Genomic DNA, 18,788 nt, shown 5'->3' with positions numbered 1-18,788 from the left:
GAATGACCGGGTGGCCATGCCAAGGCGTGCCGGCACACAAACACCTCAGGGGAGGACAGAAATGTCTCGCAAAGATTCACTAGATCGCCGGTGGCTCATGGGCACAGCGGCGACCGGGCTCGCCATGTTCATGGCAGCCGCACCGGCCATGGCACAGGATGACGAAGAAGATGACGGGGACGTTGTTGTCGTCCGTGGCCTGAAGAGCGCGATCCAGCAATCGATCGCGACCAAGGCAGAGAGCACCTCGATCGTCGAAGCCGTTTCCGCCGAAGATATCGGCAAACTGCCGGATGTCTCGATCGCAGAATCGCTGGCCCGCCTGCCCGGCCTTGCCGCACAGCGCCTGCGCGGCCGTGCTCAGGTGATCTCCGTCCGCGGTCTCGGCCCGGACTTCACGACCGCCACGCTGAATGGCCGCGAGCAGGTCACCGCAGGTGACAACCGCGGCGTTGAATTCGATCAGTTCCCTGCGGAACTCCTTTCCAGCGTGCTTGTCTATAAAACACCGGAAGCCTCCCTCGTTGCGGCCGGCCTTGCCGGCACAGCCGATCTACGGACGATCCGTCCGCTCGCCTTTGGCTCTCGCGCTGTTGCTGTTGGCGCTCGGTATGAGTGGAACGAGCAGGATGCGCTGAACGCCGGGACAGAGAATGATGGCTACCGTTTCACAGCCTCCTACGTTGATCAGTTTGCAGATGGTACTGTCGGTATCGTTCTCGGCTTCGCGACGCAGTCGACCCCTACCCAGTCTCAGCGTTACGAATCATGGGGCTTCCCGACGACCGACGTCATGGGCGAGCAGGCCTTTGTCATCGGCGGTGTGAAGCCTTACTCCGAGACCCGCGATCTTGAGCGTGACGCCTTCATCGGCACGCTCGAATGGGAACCGAACGATACGTTCAACACGACGCTCGATGTCTTCTACTCGGAATTCGAAGACACAGGCGTTCTTCGCGGCGTCGAGCTTCCCCTCTTCTGGGGCTCGTCAGGCGCACCGACCAATCCGGTCGTCGAAGACGGCGTCATCACTTCTGGCACCTTCGAGGGCGTTCAGGGTGTTCTGCGTAATGACAACCGCTTCCGCTCCGCAGAGCTCTTCTCAGTCGGCTGGAACGGCAAATGGGACGTCAATGACCATTGGCAGCTCGAGGCTGACCTCAGCCATTCGAGCGTAGATCGTCTGGATACAGACCTTGAAACCTATGCCGGTACCGGCAATGGCGGCGGGAATGGTGCATCGGACGACCTTTCCTTCATGCTCAATAGTGACGGCGTGCCGATCTTCTCCGGCAGCCTTGACTATTCTGACCCGTCGCTCTTCCTGCTGACAGACCCGCAGGGCTGGGGCCAGGTCGGCTTTATCAAGCGTCCGGAAACAGAAGACGAACTTGAAGCGATCCGCCTTTCCGCGACTCGCAGCTTTGACGACACGTGGATCGACTCGGTTGAGGTCGGCGTCAATTTCACGACCCGTGAGAAGAACAAGGTCAGCAACGAAGAATTCCTTCGCAGCTTTGCTGGCACCACCGATACGGCTGTGCCGGTCCCCTCTCAGTATCTGCTGAGCGATTCGTCTGACTTCGGATGGATCGGCATCGGCCCGATCCTTAGCTTCGACTCGCTTGGACTTTACGAAAGCGGCTTCTACAATACAGAAGTCCTCGCAAATGCTGACGTTGTGACCAAGGCATGGCAAGTCGAAGAGGATGTGACGACCTGGTTTGCTCAGGTGAACATCAACACCCAATGGGGCCAGATCCCTGTTCGTGGTAACTTTGGTGTTCAATATGTCGAGACCGACCAGTCATCCTCTGGCCAGTCCATCGGTTATGATCCGTCAACGGATACAAATATTGCGGTGCCTTTCACGGCAGGTGATGAGTATTCAGAGCTTCTACCGAGCTTCAACTTCAGCTTCGAGCTGGCACCGGATACGTATCTCCGCACGGCCTATGCTCGGACGCAGGCCCGCGCACGAATGGATGACATGCGCGGCAGCCTTGCTGTCAACTTCAACAACATGATCTGCGGCTTTGAAATGGACGGGGTGACCCCCTTCTACACGCCGGAGAATGCAACCAATGCCAATGATTCCTGCCTGAGCACATCAGGCGGTGATCCGACGCTGCGGCCTTACCTTGCTGACTCTTATGATCTGTCCTTCGAGCATTATTTCGCCGACCGTACCGGTTATGTGTCGATTGCTGCTTTCTATAAGGAGCTTTCTGATTTCGTGTTCCCGAATTTCTCGCGGGCCTATGATTTCACGACAGAAGCCAACGCGATCTTCGGGACTGACTTTGTTACCATGAACCCGGGCATCGCCGTGGGGACGACAAGCACGCCGACGAATATCGAAGGCGGCAGTATGCAGGGTATCGAACTTGCCACGAACATTCCGGGTGAGATGTTCCTGCCATCGCCGCTCGACGGCTTTGGTGTCTTCGCAAGCTATTCGATCACGGACTCCGAGATCGAAAATCCGTTGACTAATTCACCGACACCCATCCCCGGCCTGTCCGAGGAAGTGGCGAACGTCACCGTCTATTACGAGAAGAACGGCTTCCAGGCCCGGATCTCGCAACGGTACCGCTCGGAATTCCTTGGCGAAGTCACGGGCTTCGGTGCCGGACTTGAGACCCGGAATGTCGGGTCCGAAAAAGTTGTCGATGCCCAGATCGGCTATACTTTCGAAGACACCGGCACTCGCCTCGATGGCGTCTCGATCCTGCTGCAGGGTCAGAACATCACGGATGAGGAATTCGTGACGATTGATGATGCCAGCGGTCTGCCAAGAAACTTCGAGACCTATGGTGCCACCTACCTGCTCGGTATCAACTGGCGCATGTAATCGGGCTGGGCTCCTCCCGCCCGCCTGACCACAATGAACCCCGCCGGAGTCTCCCCGGCGGGGTTTTTTATTGGCCGTACCGGTAAGGAAGAATGTAGGGTCGTCCGCATGGGACAGAAACGCATCAAGAAACTCGTCATCGCCGGGGGCGGCACCGCAGGTTGGATTACCGCCGCGGCCTTCTCCCGCCTGCTTGGCAAATCGCTCGACATTCATCTCGTTGAATCAGAAGAGATCGGCATTGTCGGGGTTGGCGAAGCGACCATTCCTCAGATCATCCGCCTCAACCATATGCTGGGGCTTGATGAGAATGAGTTCCTGCGCCGCACTTATGGTACGTTCAAGCTGGGCATCGAATTTGTTGACTGGGGCCGCCTGGGCAGCCGCTATCTGCACACTTTCGGCGATACCGGCATTAACCTCGCCAATCTGCATTTTCATCAGTACTGGTTGCGTTACCGGCAGGCAGGCGGTGAGAATTCGCTGTGGGATTACTCCCTTCATCAGCAGGCGGCGGATGATAACAAATTTGCCCGGATGGATCGGGTCGGCTCCTCCCCCATGGGCGGGCTCGCCTATGCTTTCCATTTCGATGCGGCACTTTATGCGGCATACTTGCGCGAATATGCCGAAGCTCAGGGCGTGCGCCGCACTGAAGGGATCATCGCATCCGTCGAGCGCACAACAGAGGATGGCGGCATCGCAGCTCTGAAGCTGGAAGACGGCACACGGATCGAAGGCGATTTCTTCATCGACTGCACGGGCTTTCGCGCCTTTCTGATCGGGCAGGAGCTGAAGACGGATTATCAGGACTGGACCCATTGGCTACCCTGTAATCGCGCGATTGCTGTGCCGTCGGAGAAACTCTCCCCCCTGCCTCCCTTTACCCGCGCGACCGCGAAGTCGGCGGGCTGGCAATGGCGCATCCCGCTGCAGCACCGCACGGGTAATGGCCATGTCTTCTCGAATGAATTCATGAGTGAGGATGAGGCAACAGCCATCCTGCTCGATGGCCTTGAGGGTGAGGCGCTCAGCGATCCTCGCACACTGAAATTCACGACTGGGCGTCGCGAAACATTCTGGGAGAAGAACTGTGTCGCCATCGGCCTTTCGAGCGGGTTCCTTGAGCCGCTTGAATCAACCAGCATCCACCTTATCCAGTCAAATGTCAGCCGACTGATCAGCCTCTTTCCCCGCGACGGTCTACACTCGGCGGATATCGATGAATATAACCGGCGGACCGCCGCCGAATTCGAGCAGGTCCGCGACTTCCTGATCCTCCATTACCATCAGACCGAGCGGGAGGACTCGCCCTTCTGGCAGCATTGCCGAAACATGGAAGTGCCAGAGCCCCTGAATGAGAAAATGGCCCTGTTCCGCGCATCTGGCCGGATCGGTCGGGATGTCGATGATCTCTTCCGAGATACCAGCTGGATGCAGGTCATGCTCGGACAGGGGATCGAGCCGCAAGATTATCATCCGATGGCGGACAACATTACCGATGCACAGCTGGACGAATTCCTGCGGAACGTCAGAGCGATCATCGACAATGCGGTGACGCCCCTGCCGAGCCATGAGGACTTCATCAAGAAATTCTGCGATGCAGGCTGAGCGCCTTATTCCGCCGCAACCAACCCAGTATCCGCCGGGCAGTTCCGTGCAATGAATTCATCATGGCGCGGCATGGCTTCGGCTGCGTCCTTGATTGCTTTGTGAACGGATTCAAGATTGCGGAAAGCTTCGGGACGGTTCCGAAGCTGCATCATCGGATCAGGGCGATCCGGGAACTCATCCTGACCGACATAAACAGACAGCCAGCTTGCATTGACGAAGAGATCATATTGGTCCGCCACAATGCGCCCATCCCTGCGGAAATGCGCGAGCTTGTAGCTGAGACTGTCCGGGATCGTCATATTAGAGCAATAACGCCAGAAGGGCGTATCATCGCGGCTGGTCGCATGATAATGCAGGATCAGGAAATCCCGTATACGTTCATATTCGAGCGATGTGATCCGGTTATATTCCTCCGCTAGCAGCGGATCCATATGCCGGTCCGGGAACAGGGCCAGAAGACGCTGGATACCTGACTGGATCAGATGAAGGCTGGTCGATTCAAGCGGCTCCATGAACCCTGCGGCAAGGCCGATGGCGACAACATTCTTGTGCCAGAAATAATGCCGCCGCCCGGTCGTGAACCGGAGCAGGCGCGGCTCGCCCTGCGCTTCGCCGTCCAGATTGGCTAGCAGGATTTCATGCGCTTCGTCATCGGTTAGGTGTGCACTTGAATAGACATGTCCATTGCCGATCCGGTGTTGCAGCGGGATGCGCCACTGCCAGCCCGCCCCCCTCGCAATCGAGCGGGTATAAGGCGTAAATTCCCCTCCATGAGCACAAGGAACGGCAACGGCCCGGTTGCAGGGCAGCCAGTGGGTCCAGTCCTGATACCCGACCCCGAGCGTCTGGCCGAGCGCCAGTGACCGGAAGCCCGTGCAATCAACAAAAAAGTCCGCCTCAAGACGATCACCATTGTCGAGATGAACGGCAGTCAACCGCCCTGTCGACCCATCGACATCGAGCTTGGTAATCTGCCCTTCGCGCCGTTTGATCCCTTTGGCTTCGGCAAAGCGGCGAAGAAAGCCCGCATAAAGCCCGGCATCAAAATGATAGGCATAATCGAAGGTAGACTGAATATTCCGGCGGTCGGAAACAGGCGGCGTGAATTTCAGCCGCGAGGCGGCGCCCCACGCCATGCAATATTCATCCAATGGCCCAGCTATCCCCTCCCGCCGGGCTTCAAGCCAATACTGATAAAGCGGGATCGAATCGAAATCCGAGCCAAAGGTGCCGAAGGGGTGGAAATAGCTGTGGCCCAGCCGGGACCAGTCAATGAATTGAATACCCAGCTTGAAGGTCGCACCCGTCGCCTGCACGAACTCCTTCTCATTGACTCCAATCGAGCGGTTAAATCGGCGGATCGGCGGGATCGTCGCCTCGCCCACGCCGACTGTGCCGATGGCCTCAGATTCGACGAGCGTGACCTCGCAATCCTTGTGAATGGCGTTGCCGAGTGCGGCCGCTGTCATCCAGCCGGCGGACCCGCCACCAAGGATAACAATCCGGCGAAGAGGTTCTGACATCAGGTTCCCACGTCCGTTCTGTCGCAATGGAGAGGGTAGCCTTTTCAACAGCAGAAATCCACATTTCGTAAGGTGGAACAACGCCCTCGTGGCGGGATATCCACGAGGGCGTTTCATCTGGCAGGCCGGGGCGCAGGCGGCCCCGACAGGTTCGGAGTTCCACCAGATTTGTCCCTCACGACCCGCCACATGGACAGTGCGCGAAAGGACAGTGACGGAATGAGTCAACGGGGTCGTCAGGCCCATCCCGTCGGCACGAGATTAGACGCCCAATACTCAAGGTTGCAAGTTTGATTTATCGCAATCAATGAGATTGGGGCGCCTTACGCCCTTTGATTCTCGTCGAAATAATCGCCAATTGAGACGTGCACGGATTTACTGACCTGACCTATCATCAATACAAATCCATGAGATAAAAGACGCTTTTCAATTTTCGGAGCTGAACGACGAGACGCGAAAACAGCGGCGCCTGCCAGCGGCATCAACTGGAAAACTTAGACCTGAGAGCAGAAGTGGAAACACGTCATGAGTGTGCTCAGCAGGCGAGCGCTTTGGCCATCACCCCAGAAATTGCATCCCATTCTGCAATGTGCGCTTTTGGGGACTTCACAAGCCCCTGCCTTCTTGGGCATGGTTAACGCTCATTCACACTTTCCAGCCAGGGACATTCCTCTTCAGTGACACCCGCCCTCCTCATGAACGGCGTCGAATTCAGCTATGGCCCCGGCCGTGGCGCGGTCAGCATCGGCCATTTCGAGATCGCTCCCGGTGAAAAGGTCTTTCTCTACGGGCCGAGTGGTGCCGGCAAATCGACCCTTCTCGGTCTCGCGGCAGGCACCCTCAATCCTGATAAGGGCGACATCACCGTGCTGGGGCATGATTTTCATGCGCTGTCATCGGCGGCCCGCGACAAGGTACGGGCAGATGGCCTCGGCATCATCTTCCAGCTCTTCAATCTGATCCCTTATCTTTCGGTCCTCGATAATGTCCTCCTTCCCTGCCGGTTCTCTACCGCGCGGCGTGCCCGCGTCGAGGAAGATGGCGGGATGAAGGCGGTCGCGGGCGGGCTTCTCTCCCGGCTGGGGCTTGAAGACATGACGATCCGCAGCCGGAAGGTCTCGGAATTGAGCGTGGGCCAGCAGCAGCGTGTGGCCGCCGCCCGCGCCCTGATCGGCCGACCGGGACTGATCCTTGCCGACGAGCCGACATCCGCACTCGATTCAGATACGCAAAGCGCATTTCTCGAACTTCTCCTGACGGAAGTCGAACGCTCAGGTGCCGCCCTCGTCTTTGTCTCGCACCAGCGGGAACTCGCGACCATGTTCGATCGCGAGATGGCGTTTGGCGAACTGCCCGCGCTTGAAGGAGAATCGGCATGAGCGGCTTCTCTCTCATTCCGCTGGCGCTCCGTAGCCTGATGAGCCGGAAGGCTGCCGTCCTTCTGTCGGTCTTTGCCGTTGCCCTCTCCGTCACGCTCTTTTTAGGGGTCGACAAGATCCGGCGCGGCGCCAATGCCGGATTTGAGAGCACAATCACGGGCACGGACCTGATTGTCGGCGCGCGGTCAGGGCCGGTGAACCTCCTGCTTTATTCCGTTTTCCGCATTGGTGATCCGACAACCAGCATCTCATGGGAGAGCTATGAGGATCTCAGCTCCCGGCGCGGGGTCAAATGGACGATCCCCCTGTCGATGGGCGACAGTCACGAGAATTTCCGCGTCGTTGGCACAACGAGATCCTATCTCGACCATTACCGCTATGGCGATGCCCGGCCCCTGACGGTTGAGCGCGGAAAATGGTTCGAAGACGAACATGATGCCGTCCTTGGCGCGGCAGTTGCCGCCGATCTTGGCTATGAACTCGGAGATGAATTCCCGATTTCTCATGGCCTGATCTCGGCGGGGTTCTCTGAGCATAAGGGTCACATGTTCAGGGTATCCGGCATCCTTGCCCGTACCGGCACGCCGGTTGACCGGACGATCCATGTCTCGCTGGCCGGACTCGACGCCGTTCATGAGACGGGGGCGGAAGATCACGAAGGCCATGAAGAGCATGAGCCTGAAGCAATTTCCGCCTTCCTCGTTGGTCTCGAAAACCGTTCCGCCGTGCTCGTCTTCCAGCGCATGGTGAACACCTATGAGCCCGAGCCACTCACGGCTGTGATCCCCGGTATCGCCCTCACCCAGCTCTGGAGTGTCGTCGGCACAGCGCAAACCGCACTGACCGCCACGGCCGGATTTGTCGTCGTCACCGGGCTCCTCTCCCTCCTCATCGCGATCCTAGCGAGCCTCAATGCTCGCGCACGGGAGCTTGCCGTTCTGCGCGCTGCGGGCGCCGGTCCCTCACATATCTTCTCGCTGGTCATTCTGGAGACGGCGCTGATTGCGACCTTCGGCACACTGATCGGTGCGGGGATTGTTTTTGGGGGCATGGAGGTGCTCGGCCCGCTTCTCTCGACCCAATATGGCATCCCGCTGGCCACCTTGGGGATCAACGGATTTGACGTCGCGATCCTTGCCGGGGTGATCGGTCTTGCGACCCTGCTTGGGATTGTCCCGGCGACGCAGGCCTATCGGCGGTCCCTCGCCGACGGGCTGACGATGAAACTCTAGAGCGCGCTAGTCGCCTGCACGGGCGAGCACCCGGCGGGCGGATTTGATCACCGGCAGCTCGATCATCTTGCCATCGAGCAGCGCGACCCCGCCCTTCGCCGCGTCAAAGGCCTCTAAGATGCGACGCGCCTCGGCCACTTCCTCCGCAGACGGGTTAAGCGCCTCATGGATCGGTGCGAGCTGCGCGGGGTGGATGGCTGAACGGGCATGAATGCCCAGCCGTGCCGCCCGGCTCGTCATTTCTTTGAGACCGTCCAGATCCTTCACATCAAGATAAGGCGAATCAAACAGTACTTTCTGCTCGGCTCCGAAACACAGCGCACAATGCGAGCGCCCGTAAAGATGCGCCTCCCAGTCAAGCGAACAGCCAATATCCGCACTCAGATCAATCGCGCCGTAAATGGCGGCAATGACGGCCCCATGCTGGGCAATGGCACGGGCCTCCAGCACACCATTCGCGGATTCCAGAACGACAATGATCGGCAGGTCACATCCCGCCGCGATCACCGCCTCGATATCGGCAAGGTCGGCGACCTTGGGCAGCATCAGGAAATCAGCCCCGTTGAGCCCGCCAATAGCATTCAAATCGCGCGCACCAGCCTCCGTGTCGACGCCATTGATCCGCAGGCCGAGCGCAGGACCGCCGTCGCGGGGTTGCGCCAGATAGCCGAAGGTCTGCTCCCGTGCGTCATCCTTGCCGTCAGGGGCCACAGCATCCTCGAGATCGATACAGACGACATCCGCCCCGGCCGCGAGCGCCTTGTCGAACCTGTCCGGCCGCGAGCCCGGCACAAACAGAAGCGAACGCCAGCCTTCGGTTTCAAGCGATGTCATCGTGCAGTATCTCCGTTGACGGATTATTGATCTTCGACTTCCTTGAGAAACTGCTCAAGGGCCTTGCCGTCAATAGCCGGATCTTCTCGCAACTGCCAGCTTGGCCGCCAGCCTGTGAGGGGCTGCCCCCAGCTTCGCGAGTAAGTATCGTTCAAGTGATCATTGTCCCCGCGATACATGCGGCTGTCATTGAGGGCGAGATATTTGCGGTATTCCTCCTCGCTCTCGAACGCAGCGGCATAATTCGCGCCGCTGCCGCCGGTTGAGGGGCCGGGGCCGACATTAAAGCGCGGATCACGGGGCTGATAGAGCTGCTCATTCTCCCCCAGATCACCATACTGGTCGGGGCCCACGGCGAATGGTCCGCGATAGCGCCCGGTGCGCAGGCGTTCCTCCGCCTTCGCCCATTGGGCATCTCGGCTCCCCTCCAGCCGTTGGCGCCAGTCGCTCGTGATGGGCGCGCCCGCGCATTCTGCGGCAAGCCGCGGATCATCAAATTCCCGATAGCATTCAAGCCCGACAATACCGTCGGGCGCCCCCTCACCCAGATCGACCTCCGGCACTCTGACGCTTGATGGCGCCCTTATGCGCGGCGCAGCGGATGGGGGGGCGGTCGTCACCTCCGCAACTGCCTCCGGGCTTTCCTCCGGTATGGTCTCGGCGACCTCTTCGGCTTCTGGGGCTTCAGCCTCCTCGATCTGCGCAATCTCAGGCGCGGAGGCTGCTCCCGGCTCGGGCGGCGGGGGAATGATATAGACGTTGATCGCGTGATCGGGGGCATCGGGCAGCCCACGAGGCTCCCAGATCGGCGCAAAACTCAAGAGAAGACCGGCAACGGCGAGGTGGAAGATAATGGAAAGGGTCAGCGCGGAGCGGTTCAGCCCGGCTGGCCTTTTTGTTCCGAAGCGCCTTGATATGCGCCTTGCGCGCCATCGCCACAGGCGCAGCGTCCTGTCGATCTGCACCTCGAACCTCCACGCCATTGCCCCGTACCTTGGCGGCGCGCTAACGCGCGTCCACTGAAATGTTGGAGAAGTTTAAGCGCATGCATATTCTGCTGGTCGGCAGCGGCGGTCGTGAACATTCACTCGCCTGGAAAATCGCGAAAAGCCCGCTGCTCAAGCGGTTCACCATCGTGCCGGGTAATCCGGGGACCGAATCACTCGGCGACAATCTCGATATGCCGCTCGGCGAGCTGCCCCAATGGGCAAAGGCCGAAGGTGTCGATCTCGTCGTTGTCGGCCCCGAAGCACCGCTTGCTGATGGGCTTGCTGATCAGCTCGAAGAGGCAGGCATCCCCTGTTTCGGACCGAAAGCGGATGGCGCGCGGCTCGAAAGCTCAAAGGCATTCCTCAAAGACCTCTGCACCGAGGCAGGCATTCCGACCGCGCGATACGGCACTTTCACGGAAGCTGCGCCCGCAAAAGCCTTTCTCGACACACTTGAGGCACCATACGTCATCAAGGCAGATGGCCTCGCCGCAGGCAAAGGCGTGATCATTGCCCAGACCCGTGACGTCGCGGAGACCGCAATCGCCGGCATGCTGGGCGGGCAATTCGGCGCCGCCGGAAAGACCGTCCTGATCGAGGAATTCCTCAAAGGGACCGAACTCTCCGTCTTCGCCGTAACGGATGGCGAGAGCCTGCTGCATTTCGGTGCAGCGCAGGACCACAAGCGCGCTTTTGAGAATGATGAGGGCCCCAATACGGGCGGCATGGGCGGCTTCTCCCCCTCCCCGCTCGATACACCGGAGATCCTCGCCCGCGCCTATGATGAGATCATTGAGCCGACGCTCAAGGCGCTCAATGCCAAAGGCATCACCTATCGCGGGGTGCTTTATGCGGGCCTGATGATCACCGCCGAAGGGCCGAAGCTGATCGAATATAATTGCCGTTTTGGCGATCCTGAATGCCAGATCCTGATGCGCCGCCTGCGGAGCGATATTGTCCAATCGCTATGGGCTGCCGCCACTGGCCGCCTCGGCGGGGTCGGGCTCGACTGGATGGATGACGCCGCCGCCAATATCGTCATGGCCACAAAGGGGTATCCGGACGGATATGACAAGGGCTCGGAGATCAAGGGTGTCGATGCGGCCAATGAGATGGAGGGCGTTGTCGTCTTTCATGCCGGTACAAAGGCGGATGGCGGCAAGCTCCTCGCTCATGGGGGCCGTGTGCTGAATATCACGGCAACCGGGGCGACGACCGGCGAAGCGCTTGACCGTGCCTATGCGGCTGTTGACGCGATTGACTGGCCCGAAGGCTTTTTCCGGGCCGATATCGGCAAGCATCTGCGCAGCTGAAGGGATTTGCGAAAGCGGCGTTTCAGGACGTAGACTGTTCCCATAAAAACAAGCACCGAATGGTGTGGGAGGGAACAAAGTGAAAACACCATGGCATATCTGGGTCGTCGGGATTTTCGGCGTCCTGTGGGTCGGCATGGGCTGCTTTGACTATGTCATGACGGCCACCGAGAATGAGGCGTATTTCTCGCAGATCCCCGAAGATCAGCGCGCCTTCTTTCTCAGCTATCCAGGCTGGTTCATGGCCTGTTACGCGATTGGCGTCTGGGGTGGCCTCATCGGCTGCATCCTCATACTGCTGAAAAGAAAACTTGCGGTACCGCTGCTGCTCGTCTCATTCGCAACGACAGTCATCTGCTTTGCCTGGATGCTCTTCATCGCCGAGGGCCGACCCGAAATGGTGCTCTGGCAGCAAATCTTCAACGCCGCCGTTCTCATCATCTCGCTTTTCCTGCTCCTCTACAGCCGCCGCATGGCCGCCGCCGGAGTTCTCAGGTGATGCGCGCTATCCCCGGCCCTGCTGGACGGCAAGACCGGGAATGGGCTAGCGTCAGGTTTGTATTATAAATCCATGAGGGCAATCGGAGGGCAATATGGATTGGCATGAATGGTATGGCTGGAGTGGCGGCGTTGGCCTTTGGGGCTTCATCATCGCGGTCGTCCTGATCGGATCTTTCTTCGGCTATATGAAACAGAAATCGCGGAATGATCTGATCCGCGAAGCGCTTCGGAACGGTCAGTCGATCGATCCGGACATGCTTAAAGACATCAAGGAAGACGACGAAAAAGGCGGCATGATCCTTGGCGGTGCAATCTGCGTTGCCGTCTCTGCCGGCCTAGTCATCATGGGTTATCAGATCGACAAGGTCGAACCCGGCGAAAACGTCTTCGAAATCATGAAAGGCGTTGCCGCCATTCCTGGGCTCGTAGGCGTTGTACTGATGATCTTCGGTACGCTCGCGAAACTGGGCGGCAAGAAATAATCCCGCGTCAGGCTGTCTGTTTCTGATAGAGGGAGCAGACAGCCCCTGCCGGATCCTGGATCGCGCAATAGCGGTCATTCCCCATCGTGCGGACATCCCCGATGCGCTTGCCGCCGAGCCGATCGACGGCCTCAAGCGACGCATCAAGATCAGCCACCCCGAAATAGATCATCCATTGCGGCGGCAGATGCGCATTCGAGCCTCGCGCATGACAGATGCCGACCCCACCCGGGGCCGCCGGGCCTTCGCCGCTCGCCTGCATCATGTAATCCGCATACCCGCCCATATCGAGCGGCTCGCATTTCAAACCAACGACCTCGGCGTAGAAATCTTTCAGGCCATCCGCATCCGGAACGGTCAGATCCGTCCAGACGACATGACCGATTGAGGGCTGTTGATCTGACATGGGGCTCCCCTCCTCAGGGATGGATCATGGATAAAGCCGGGTCTTGTTCCAGCCTTCGCCGTCATAGTCGAATTGCAGCCGGTCATGCAGGCGGAAGGGCCGGTTCACCCAGAATTCCATCTGCGACGGGGTGACGCGATAGCCGCGCCACCAATCGGGCCGACGGACATCGCGGCCCTCATAGATCGCCTCATAATCCTCGACCCGTTTCTGGAGGATACCTTCTTCCGTCATCGGGCGGGATTGTTGCGATGCCCAGGCGCCGATCTGGGCGCTGCGGGCGCGTGAGGCGAAATACTGGTCGTTCTCGGCCTCGGAGACAGGCTCGACGAGGCCCCGGATCCTTACCTGACGGCGGATCGACTTCCAGTGAAAGCACAGCGCCGCAAGCGGGTTCTCGGCTAGCTCATCACCCTTCGCCGACATGGAATTAGTATAAAAAACAAAGCCTTCGTCGAGGTCCTTGAGCAGCACAACGCGGACATTCGGAAAACCCGCACCATCGACCGTCGCCACCGACATGGCGTGCGCGTCGTTAACCTCATGCTTCTTCGCCAGCTCCAGCCATTGGGCAAAAAGCTCCAGCGGGTCATCGGAGGTGAAGACCTTTCCCTGATCTTCATCGACCGAAAAGGCCTCCTGAGCACGCCGCTCCTGCTCGTAATCGTCTTCACTGGGCGACGGGGGGATCAAATCACTCGTATCCATAAGCCGATGGGGTCTAGCGGAAATTAAAGGATGTGGGAATAAGAGGAACTTATGTCTCATAACTCTTTCGGCCATCTCTTCCGTGTCACGACCTGGGGCGAAAGCCACGGGCCCGCCATTGGCTGCGTCGTCGATGGCTGCCCGCCCGGTATCCGGCTTGAGGAAAGCTATATTCAGGCGCGCCTTGATCAGCGGCGCCCAGGCACGTCGAAATTCGTGACCCAGCGGCAGGAACCTGACCAGGTGAAGATCCTGTCGGGCGTCTTCGAGGACGACCGCACGGACGGCCCGCGCACGACCGGCACGCCGATCTCGCTAATGATCGAGAATGTCGACCAGCGCTCGAAAGACTATTCGGACATCCGCGACAAATACCGTCCGGGTCACGCCGATTACACCTATGACGCCAAATACGGATTTCGCGATTATCGCGGCGGGGGACGCTCAAGCGCACGGGAGACCGCGATGCGGGTCGCCGCCGGCGCCGTGGCCGAGCGCGTTCTTGAAGAACTTTATCAGGATACGGTGAAAATCGAGGCGGCCATGATCGGCATGGGCCCGCACACGATTGATCCGGCCCGCGCCGACTGGTCGACGGTCGGAGACAATCCCTTCTGGTGCCCCGACCCCGAGGCCGCCCAGCACTGGGCGCTCCGGCTGGAAGAGGCCCGCAAGGACGGCAATTCGCTCGGCGCCCTCATCGAAGTGCGCGCAAGCGGTGTGCCTGCCGGGCTCGGCGCGCCGATCTACGGCAAGATGGATTCAGACCTTGCCGCCGCAATGATGACCATCAATGCCTCTAAAGGCGTTGAGATCGGCGCAGGCTTTGGCGCCTCCAGACTGTCGGGGACAGAGAATGCCGACGGCATGAAGCCCGATGGCAATGGCGGCGTGATGTTTGATCCTCAGGGGCCGGAGAATACCAATGGCGGTATCTTGGGAGGCATTACCTCCGGTCAGGACATCGTTGTCCGGCTGGCGATCAAACCCACCTCCTCGATCCTGACCCCGCGCAAATCCGTGACGCGCGACGGCGAAGAAACCGAAGTTGTCACCAAGGGCCGTCATGACCCGTGTGTCGGCATCAGGGGCGTGCCCGTTGCCCGCGCGATGATGGCGCTGGTGCTGGCCGATCACGCGCTGCGGCACCGCGCCCAGACAGGGCTTCTGAGGCCGGCATGAGTGCTCAGCGTCAGGACTGGTCGTGGCAGCCCATGCAGCCTCATGACCTGCCGACCATGATCAACCTCGCAGAGAATGTGCATGAGGATTACCCTGAGGATGACGCTATCTTCGCCGAACGGCTGGCGCTCTATCCGCAAGGATGTTACCTGCTGAGCGCCGGTGGTGAGCCTTGCGGCTATATCCTCTCCCACCCATGGGCTTATGCTAAGCCGCCGGAGCTCAATTGCCTTCTCGGCGAGATCCCATCTGCTCCGGATACATATTATATCCATGATCTGGCGATCCTCGAACGAGGGCGCGGTCTTGGTGCCGGTGCGGTGATCACGGATAAAATCGTAGCCCATGCCCGCTCGGAAGGCTTTGACAACATCTCTCTCGTCGCGGTTGGGGGCTCAAACCCCTTCTGGGCCGCGCAGGGTTTTGGCGAAGTCGTGATCGAGGCGTTGACGCCCAAGCTGCGCAGCTATGACGACACGGCGGCGTTCATGGTGAGGCAGCTTTAGTTCAGCTTTCGTTTGACCTCGGACGGTTCGGGCACGGGTTGGGGGATCGGCGCAATCTCGACGCCTTCGTCCTTCAGCTCTTTGGCCTCTTTCGGTGTAGCCTCGCCATAGATGGGGCGTTCCTTCGCCTCGCCATAGTGGATCTTGCGCGCTTCCTCGGGGAAGTTCTTGCCGACATGGTCGAAATTCTTCTCGACATAGTCCTTCGCGCGCCGGGCCGCCTCGTTGAAGGTGCTGATCGCCGCATCGCGGATCACGGCCTCTTTGCGCGCCTCCGCCTTGCGCGAGGTTGAGACCGCCGGGGCCATTAGCGCCTTTGAGACATGCGAGGTCCCGCAGGCCGGGCATTCAAGCTGGCCCGCCTCTTTTTGCGCATCGAAATCGGCGCTGTTCGAGAACCAGCCTTCGAAATGGTGGCCGTCATCGCATTTGAGAGCGTATTTGATCATGCCTCTAATGTGCGCACATTCGTGTCGCGATCAAGTGCGAGGCTGGGGATGCGGGTGCGGGCATCGCGGACGAGATCAAGATCAAGATCGGCCATAATGACGCCGGGCTCATCATCTGATTTTTCCGTCAGTATGCGTCCCCAGGGGTCGATGATCATCGAATGACCATAGGTCCTGCGGCCGTCTTCATGCGCCCCGCCCTGCGCCGCGGCGATCACGAAACTGCCTGTCTCGATCGCTCGTGCCCGGAGGAGGACTTCCCAATGGGCCTCGCCCGTCGGGACGGTGAAGGCCGCCGGTATGGTGAGGATCTCAGCACCGGCTTTCGCCAGCGCCCGGTAGAGATGGGGGAAGCGAACATCATAGCAGATCGACAGCCCGACGCTTGCGGCATCCGTCCGGGCAAGGACGGCCTCCTCACCGCGTTTCATCATCCGGCTTTCGCGCCAGCTCTCGCCTGTTGGCAGATCGACATCAAAAAGATGGATCTTGTCATAGCGGGCGATCTCGCCATTCGGCCCGAACATCATGCAGCGGTTCGCCATTTTGCGCTGGCCGTCCTCGTCCGGCAGCGCGACCGCGAGAGAGCCGATAACAAGATACATGCCAAGCTCTTTTGAAAACTCCGCAAACGTCGTGATCTCTGAAAGGCCATCCTCCTGCGGCAGGTCGCCGAACAGGCGCTCCTTGTCGCGGTCAAGGACATTGGTCATTTCCGGGGTAACGATGAGGGTCGCGCCCGCGCCTGCCGCTTCACGGATCAGGCGTTCCGCCGCCGCGACATTGCCTGAGCGCGAAACGCCCGAGCGCATCTGGATGGCGGCGGCGCGCAGCATCAATCCGCCAGAAGGGCGTCGAGCTTGCCCTCTCGTTCTAGGGCTGCGAGTTCATCAGAGCCCCCCACATGGGTGTCACCGATGAACACTTGCGGGAAGGTCCGGGCGCCGCCCGAACGCTGGATCATCTCTGCCTTTAGGTCGGTATTCAGCCCTGCCCGTATTTCTTCATATTCCGCGCCTTTCTCTTCGAGCAGCTTCTTCGCTCTCGTGCAGTAAGGGCACATCATGGTCGTATAAATGGTGACGGGTTTCATCAGCTCTCGTATCTCTTTTATCTCATCAGGCTTCCCGCATCACGCGGGCCAGGGTCAAGCCACTTACCGATAACGCGCCGGCCTTGCGAAGGCTCCGCGCGCAGGCGATCAGCGTCGCGCCGGTGGTCAGCACGTCATCGACGAGGATGATATGGGTATTCCTGATCCGGGGACCATCCGCCACGCGAAAGGCGCCTGCGACATTTCGCGCTCGCTGGCCAGCACTCGCGCCTTTCTGGCTGGGCGTTGGCCGGATGCGCCGAAGGCTGAGATGATCAACTTCAAGGCCAAGCTCGCGCCCGACGGCATCGGCCAGCAGCCCCGCCTGATTATACCGCCTTTTGCGCAAGCGGGAGGAATGAAGCGGCACCGGGACGAGCAGCGCTTGCCCCACCTCCGGCAATAGCTCGCGGGCCGTCTTTCCCATCATCGCGCCGAAAGCTGCGACGCCGTCATGCCGGTCGCCATATTTGAGCGCGAGGATGGGCGGGCCGCAGCTCTCGTCATAGACAAGTGATGATCTCAATTTATCGAGCTTCCGCGAGCCCGTCAGACGCCCGGCAAAACCCTTCGGCGCCGCGCAGGACGCACAAAGCGGTCCTTTTGAAGGATCATCAAATGGACTGCCGCACCCCTCGCACCATGGCGCTGTGAGGTGATGAAACCGTGCCCATGCCTCAGGCGATAGCGTTCCTTGCCGCAGCAGCGGCGCGCCACTGATCGGGCATTGCGGGGGAAAGAGCAGGTCGGTCATTCTCGCCAAACCCGCCCTCCCCATATAGAGGAGGGGCGACGTCACACGAACCCGCATATTTTCGATCCAGACCGGAGGCTTCATGCCGCCCTCCCCACCGGCTATTTTCCACAATGGCGCCCGTAGAGCCAAGCGTCTGCGGGCTGCGAAGAATTTCCCTTCGCATGATTTTGTCCATTTGCGCGCCGCCGAAGATGTCGTTGACCGCCTCGAGACCGTGCTCAAGCGGTTCGAGACGGCGCTGTTCTACGGGCCGGGCGCAGAACATGTCCGCCAAGCGCTGACCGAGAAAGCCGATATCGGTGAGGCCGTGACGGCGGATGACCTGCCCGGCGCCGACCTATTGGCGGCGGCAGACAATCTCCCCTTTGAAGATGAGAGCCTCGACCTCGTCGTCTCGGCAATGGCGATGCATGCCCTTAACGATCCCATGCCGGCGCTGCTTGAAACGCGGCGGGTGCTCAAGCCTGACGGGCTCTTTGTGGCGGTCCTACCGGGGGAGCGCTCCCTCTTTGAGCTGAGGATCGCATTACAGGCCGCCGAAGCAGAACTCCTTGGCCGCGTTGCTCCCCGCGTCGCGCCGATGATGGCGGTGAAAGATGGCGGCGCGCTCCTGCAAGCAGCGGGCTTTGCTTTGCCTGTCGCGGATGTGGCGCGGCTGACGGTGGAATATGAGTATCCAGCGAAGCTCTTTCAGGACTTACGCGGCGCAGGTGAGACCAGCGCGCTCCTCGCAGGCCCGAAAGGCGCCATCCGCCGGGATGTCCTGACCAAGACAATTGAGAAATATCTCGAGCTCTACCCAGCTGAGGCGGGCGGCATCCGCGCGACAGTGGACCTCATCACACTGACGGGCTGGAAGCCCCATCAGAGCCAACCCAAGCCGTTAAAGCCGGGCAGCGCCAAGGCATCATTGCGGGATGCCATCATGACCTCGACAGAGCGCACTGAAGATCCAGCGTAAGGCGC

The 18,788-nt window shown here is 59.9% G+C and carries 19 protein-coding genes; 10 read left to right on the top strand and 9 right to left on the bottom strand.

The features are described 5' to 3' along the window. The first annotated feature begins 61 nt into the window (after window positions 1-61). Both DX908_RS13120 and DX908_RS13115 read left to right on the top strand, forming a co-directional pair. Complete coding sequence (locus DX908_RS13120) at window positions 62-2,854, top strand: TonB-dependent receptor (protein ID WP_116392758.1); 2,793 nt, start codon at window positions 62-64, stop codon at window positions 2,852-2,854. A 108-nt stretch (window positions 2,855-2,962) separates the two neighbouring features. Continuing rightward, a complete protein-coding gene (locus tag DX908_RS13115; RefSeq protein ID WP_116392757.1) occupies window positions 2,963-4,465 on the top strand; it encodes a tryptophan halogenase family protein in 1,503 nt (500 codons plus the stop codon). A 5-nt stretch (window positions 4,466-4,470) separates the two neighbouring features. On the opposite strand, the gene DX908_RS13110 is transcribed toward DX908_RS13115, so the two are convergent. Further along, window positions 4,471-5,991 carry a tryptophan halogenase family protein gene (locus DX908_RS13110; RefSeq protein WP_116392756.1) on the bottom strand — a complete coding sequence of 507 codons (1,521 nt, stop codon included), beginning with the start codon at window positions 5,989-5,991 and terminating at the stop codon, window positions 4,471-4,473. A 677-nt stretch (window positions 5,992-6,668) separates the two neighbouring features. On the opposite strand from DX908_RS13110, the gene DX908_RS13105 reads away from it, so the two are divergent. Both DX908_RS13105 and DX908_RS13100 read left to right on the top strand, forming a co-directional pair. Then, a complete protein-coding gene (locus DX908_RS13105) occupies window positions 6,669-7,370 on the top strand; it encodes an ABC transporter ATP-binding protein (protein ID WP_233508695.1) in 702 nt (233 codons plus the stop codon). Beyond that, a complete protein-coding gene (locus DX908_RS13100) occupies window positions 7,367-8,602 on the top strand; it encodes an ABC transporter permease (RefSeq protein WP_116392754.1) in 1,236 nt (411 codons plus the stop codon). The genes DX908_RS13105 and DX908_RS13100 overlap by 4 nt, the downstream gene beginning before the upstream one ends. 6 nt (window positions 8,603-8,608) lie before the next feature. Here DX908_RS13100 and DX908_RS13095 read toward each other — a convergent pair whose 3' ends face one another. Beyond that, window positions 8,609-9,436, bottom strand: coding sequence for an HpcH/HpaI aldolase/citrate lyase family protein (locus DX908_RS13095; RefSeq protein ID WP_116392753.1), 828 nt, complete (start codon window positions 9,434-9,436; stop codon window positions 8,609-8,611). Between the two features lie 23 nt (window positions 9,437-9,459). After that, window positions 9,460-10,419 carry a hypothetical protein gene (locus DX908_RS13090; protein ID WP_147303800.1) on the bottom strand — a complete coding sequence of 320 codons (960 nt, stop codon included), beginning with the start codon at window positions 10,417-10,419 and terminating at the stop codon, window positions 9,460-9,462. Between the two features lie 62 nt (window positions 10,420-10,481). Between DX908_RS13090 and purD the strand changes: the two genes are divergently transcribed. The 3 genes from purD (at window position 10,482) to DX908_RS13075 (ending at window position 12,721) form a co-directional block, all read left to right on the top strand. Beyond that, complete coding sequence (gene purD, locus DX908_RS13085) at window positions 10,482-11,738, top strand: phosphoribosylamine--glycine ligase (RefSeq protein WP_116392751.1); 1,257 nt, start codon at window positions 10,482-10,484, stop codon at window positions 11,736-11,738. Between the two features lie 79 nt (window positions 11,739-11,817). After that, window positions 11,818-12,237, top strand: a complete 420-nt coding sequence (locus DX908_RS13080; protein WP_116392750.1) for a hypothetical protein — start codon at window positions 11,818-11,820, stop codon at window positions 12,235-12,237. 94 nt (window positions 12,238-12,331) lie between these two features. After that, the gene (locus tag DX908_RS13075) at window positions 12,332-12,721 is read left to right on the top strand and encodes a DUF6249 domain-containing protein (RefSeq protein WP_116392749.1); all 390 of its coding nucleotides are present in this window, start codon (window positions 12,332-12,334) and stop codon (window positions 12,719-12,721) included. 7 nt (window positions 12,722-12,728) lie between these two features. Here DX908_RS13075 and DX908_RS13070 read toward each other — a convergent pair whose 3' ends face one another. Both DX908_RS13070 and pdxH read right to left on the bottom strand, forming a co-directional pair. Then, a complete protein-coding gene (locus tag DX908_RS13070; RefSeq protein WP_116392748.1) occupies window positions 12,729-13,127 on the bottom strand; it encodes a VOC family protein in 399 nt (132 codons plus the stop codon). Window positions 13,128-13,151: 24 nt separating this feature from the next. Then, window positions 13,152-13,835 (bottom strand): pyridoxamine 5'-phosphate oxidase, encoded by a 684-nt coding sequence (gene pdxH / locus DX908_RS13065; protein WP_116392747.1) that lies wholly within the window; start codon window positions 13,833-13,835, stop codon window positions 13,152-13,154. 51 nt (window positions 13,836-13,886) lie between these two features. Between pdxH and aroC the strand changes: the two genes are divergently transcribed. After that, window positions 13,887-15,017 (top strand): chorismate synthase, encoded by a 1,131-nt coding sequence (aroC, locus tag DX908_RS13060; RefSeq protein WP_116392746.1) that lies wholly within the window; start codon window positions 13,887-13,889, stop codon window positions 15,015-15,017. Further along, a complete protein-coding gene (locus tag DX908_RS13055) occupies window positions 15,014-15,523 on the top strand; it encodes a GNAT family N-acetyltransferase (RefSeq protein WP_199564712.1) in 510 nt (169 codons plus the stop codon). Before aroC ends, DX908_RS13055 begins: the two co-directional genes overlap by 4 nt. Here the strand turns inward: DX908_RS13055 and DX908_RS13050 are convergent. From DX908_RS13050 to DX908_RS13035, 4 genes are read right to left on the bottom strand one after another with little or no spacing between them, the layout of a single operon-like run. Then, window positions 15,520-15,972 (bottom strand): DUF1178 family protein, encoded by a 453-nt coding sequence (locus DX908_RS13050; RefSeq protein ID WP_116392744.1) that lies wholly within the window; start codon window positions 15,970-15,972, stop codon window positions 15,520-15,522. The genes DX908_RS13055 and DX908_RS13050 overlap by 4 nt on opposite strands. Beyond that, window positions 15,969-16,808 carry a carbon-nitrogen hydrolase family protein gene (locus DX908_RS13045; protein WP_116392743.1) on the bottom strand — a complete coding sequence of 280 codons (840 nt, stop codon included), beginning with the start codon at window positions 16,806-16,808 and terminating at the stop codon, window positions 15,969-15,971. Before DX908_RS13045 ends, DX908_RS13050 begins: the two co-directional genes overlap by 4 nt. Then, on the bottom strand, window positions 16,808-17,065 hold the full coding sequence (grxC, locus tag DX908_RS13040) for a glutaredoxin 3 (protein WP_116392742.1): 258 nt from the start codon (window positions 17,063-17,065) through the stop codon (window positions 16,808-16,810). The genes DX908_RS13045 and grxC overlap by 1 nt, the downstream gene beginning before the upstream one ends. Window positions 17,066-17,090: 25 nt before the next feature. Further along, on the bottom strand, window positions 17,091-17,819 hold the full coding sequence (locus DX908_RS13035) for a ComF family protein (protein WP_158548772.1): 729 nt from the start codon (window positions 17,817-17,819) through the stop codon (window positions 17,091-17,093). A gap of 82 nt (window positions 17,820-17,901) precedes the next feature. Between DX908_RS13035 and DX908_RS13030 the strand changes: the two genes are divergently transcribed. Further along, the gene (locus tag DX908_RS13030) at window positions 17,902-18,783 is read left to right on the top strand and encodes a methyltransferase domain-containing protein (protein WP_116392740.1); all 882 of its coding nucleotides are present in this window, start codon (window positions 17,902-17,904) and stop codon (window positions 18,781-18,783) included. Window positions 18,784-18,788: the final 5 nt, after the last annotated feature.

The organism is Parvularcula marina (assembly GCF_003399445.1).
Taxonomy (GTDB): Bacteria; Pseudomonadota; Alphaproteobacteria; order Caulobacterales; family Parvularculaceae; genus Parvularcula; species Parvularcula marina.
This window is presented reverse-complemented; position numbering and strand designations above follow the sequence as displayed.